The following is a 2386-nucleotide window of genomic DNA, read 5'->3' as shown; positions in this document are numbered from 1 at the left end:
TCTGCGTTGTCGTTCAGTGCCTGTAGCGAACATGCCGGCGTAAATCAGCCAACGGATAAAGTGATCACTGAGCAGCTCAGCCTCCCTTTCCAGTTCGGCTGTTAAAAAAACAACACCGTTGTTTGAAAGCACCAGCAAATCAAGTGCTCACTCTTCTATTTTACAGTACCTGGCAACAGCACTTTGCGGTGCAGTCGATCAGATATCCGGAAGGTTGATCGTAAGCTTCAGCCTAGCGCTCTTCGAATTTAATGTCGTCGAGCTTCGGCCCAACCATTCCCCCGACCTACTCTTCCCTCCCCTAGAGACCCTAGCAGTCACTTGAATCGCGGCTGTCTGCGATAAGGTGTTGCTGGTAACTATTGCATCAGCGCCTGAAAACTCCACCTCGGCCGGCAGACTTGAGACCTTAAGTCGTATGGTAGCGAGAGGTACCTTGGAGCCCGATAGCGTCTGTACGAAAACGAACACACTGTCATCCAAAGCGACCTTTTCGAAAATTTCCGGGGAAATGTCCACCCGTACCTTGAGCGGTGTTGGTGGCAAGCCAGCAACATGGTTAATCGTCAAATTGTTGTTTTTTTCATCCGCTGAAAGACCGTTTCTTGCCTTTCCAATGGCCTGTACTAAAGCAGCGTGTGACGGATGGTCGGAACCCATCTCTGCTAATGCGTGATGCCAATATTTTAAAGCATCTTGGTAACGATGCTCTTCAAACGCAGCCAGACCTATGAGACTCAAGCTCTGGAGCTCACCCGGATTTCCATTTAAAGCTTCATCTGTCAGCGCCTTGATTGGCGGAGACCACATTTTGTTGTTAGAGAAATACAATGCTTTAGCCCACTCGCCTAATAACTCCGGTCGGCGACCGGCCAGTGACACCGTTCGTTCGAACATTCTAGCGGCATCGTCGGGCCTCCCTTGAGCCATGTAGTTTTGGGCCAGGTTATAAGCGTTCTCAGCTGACTCCGGTTGGGCGTTAACCGCGCGTTCCAGACGGTCGTTCATTTGCGCGAGTGAACCGGGAGGCTGGGCGAACTCACGAACCAGCTCGACTTTGTCGCTGGCGCCAAAATGCAGGTACAGCGCGAGCCCCAGCGCCGGTATCAAGAAAGCCACGAATACTGGTAGCGGCTTGCCTGTAGTCGAAAAACGTTCGAGGCCAGCTCCTTCGGTGTCCGCCAGCAATTCGCGGTCCGCCTCAGAGCGGGCACTGTTTTTTTGCGCAGGAGACATCACTCCGTCCCCTTGCTGAAGCTGTAGCTCCGCCAGGCGTTCCTGATACAGCGCCACGTAAAAAGCGGTGCGATCTTCTTCGCTTTGGGCACGACGTACAAACAACACAGGGATTAGCACGAAACTGAGGGCAACCAGCAACAGCAGGCCGACCCATAGCCAGAAATCAATCATTAGATTCTTTACCCAATAGGAGGAGGAGCCGTTGACGCTCTTGGTCAGAAAACACCTCAACATCATCGCCATGCCGACCACGATGACGTGCAACGATCAAGTAAATCACCCACACACCGCCCAACAACAAACCGCCAGGCCCAAACCAGAGCAACCAGGTGTGGCTGTTCAGCTCAGGTTTGTAGCGCACGAATTCGCCATAGCGATCGACCATGAAGTCGATGATCTGCTGATTACTCTGACCTTCATCGAGCATGCGAAAGATCTCTTTTCGCAGATCGGCGGCGATGGGGGCATTGGAGTCTGCGATATCCTGGTTCTGACATTTCGGACAACGCAGTTCCCGGGTCAACTCGGTGTACCGGGCGCGTTCGACCTCATCCTTGAACGCGTAAGCATCGATGGCAGCTTGGGCGGCACTAGCGGAACACAACACTAAGAGAGTTCCACATAGAAACCGGCTCATTGCGTGCCCTCCTGCACCAGACCTTGATAAAGATCTGCAAGCTGTTCACGCCACACCGTCTCATCTATAACGCCGACGTGCTTGTAGCGAATGATGCCCTTACTGTCGACCAGGAAGGTTTCCGGCGCGCCGTACACGCCCAGATTCAATCCGAGGCTGCCGGCTTCATCGCGAATATTCAGCTGATAAGGGTCGTGAAAATCCTTCAGCCAGTTCAGAGCATCGAAATTAACGTCTTTGTAATTGACTCCATGAATCACCACCCCCTGCTGGGCCAGTTTGTTCAGCACTGGGTGTTCTGCCCGACAAGCGACGCACCAGGTACCCCAAACGTTTACCAGCGCCGGTTTGCCCAGCAAATCGGCACGGGTCAGGGACCTATTGTCTTGCACGGATTGCAGGGAGAAATTGGGGAACGGCTTGTCAATCAACGCTGAGGGCAACGCCGAGGGATCGAGGTACAACCCTTTACAGAGAAATGCTGCCATGCCAAGAAAAAGCACCAGCGGT

General features: G+C 53.1%; 3 protein-coding genes. All 3 read right to left on the bottom strand.

What is annotated here, in order from left to right:
- Positions 1-198: 198 nt before the first annotated feature.
- Positions 199-1410, bottom strand: a complete 1212-nt coding sequence (gene ccmI / locus APH44_RS28740) for a c-type cytochrome biogenesis protein CcmI (RefSeq protein WP_012080656.1) — start codon at positions 1408-1410, stop codon at positions 199-201.
- A complete protein-coding gene (locus APH44_RS28735) occupies positions 1403-1876 on the bottom strand; it encodes a cytochrome c-type biogenesis protein (RefSeq protein ID WP_012080655.1) in 474 nt (157 codons plus the stop codon). The genes ccmI and APH44_RS28735 overlap by 8 nt, the downstream gene beginning before the upstream one ends.
- The coding region (locus APH44_RS28730; protein WP_156343820.1) for a DsbE family thiol:disulfide interchange protein at positions 1873-2386 on the bottom strand (514 nt) is incomplete at its 5' end. The genes APH44_RS28730 and APH44_RS28735, both read right to left, overlap by 4 nt.

It is taken from the genome of Pseudomonas sp. NBRC 111143, assembly GCF_001320965.1.
Taxonomy (GTDB): Bacteria; Pseudomonadota; Gammaproteobacteria; order Pseudomonadales; family Pseudomonadaceae; genus Aquipseudomonas; species Aquipseudomonas machongensis.
Note: the sequence above shows the minus strand (reverse complement) of the source record. Positions and strands in the feature narration are given on the sequence as shown.

What these genes read in the sequence shown, in the direction of transcription:
- ccmI (WP_012080656.1), bottom strand. Translation starts at nt 1,410, where the DNA reads ATGATTGATTTCTGGCTATGGGTCGGCCTGCTGTTGCTGGTTGCCCTC.
- APH44_RS28735 (WP_012080655.1), bottom strand. Translation starts at nt 1,876, where the DNA reads ATGAGCCGGTTTCTATGTGGAACTCTCTTAGTGTTGTGTTCCGCTAGT.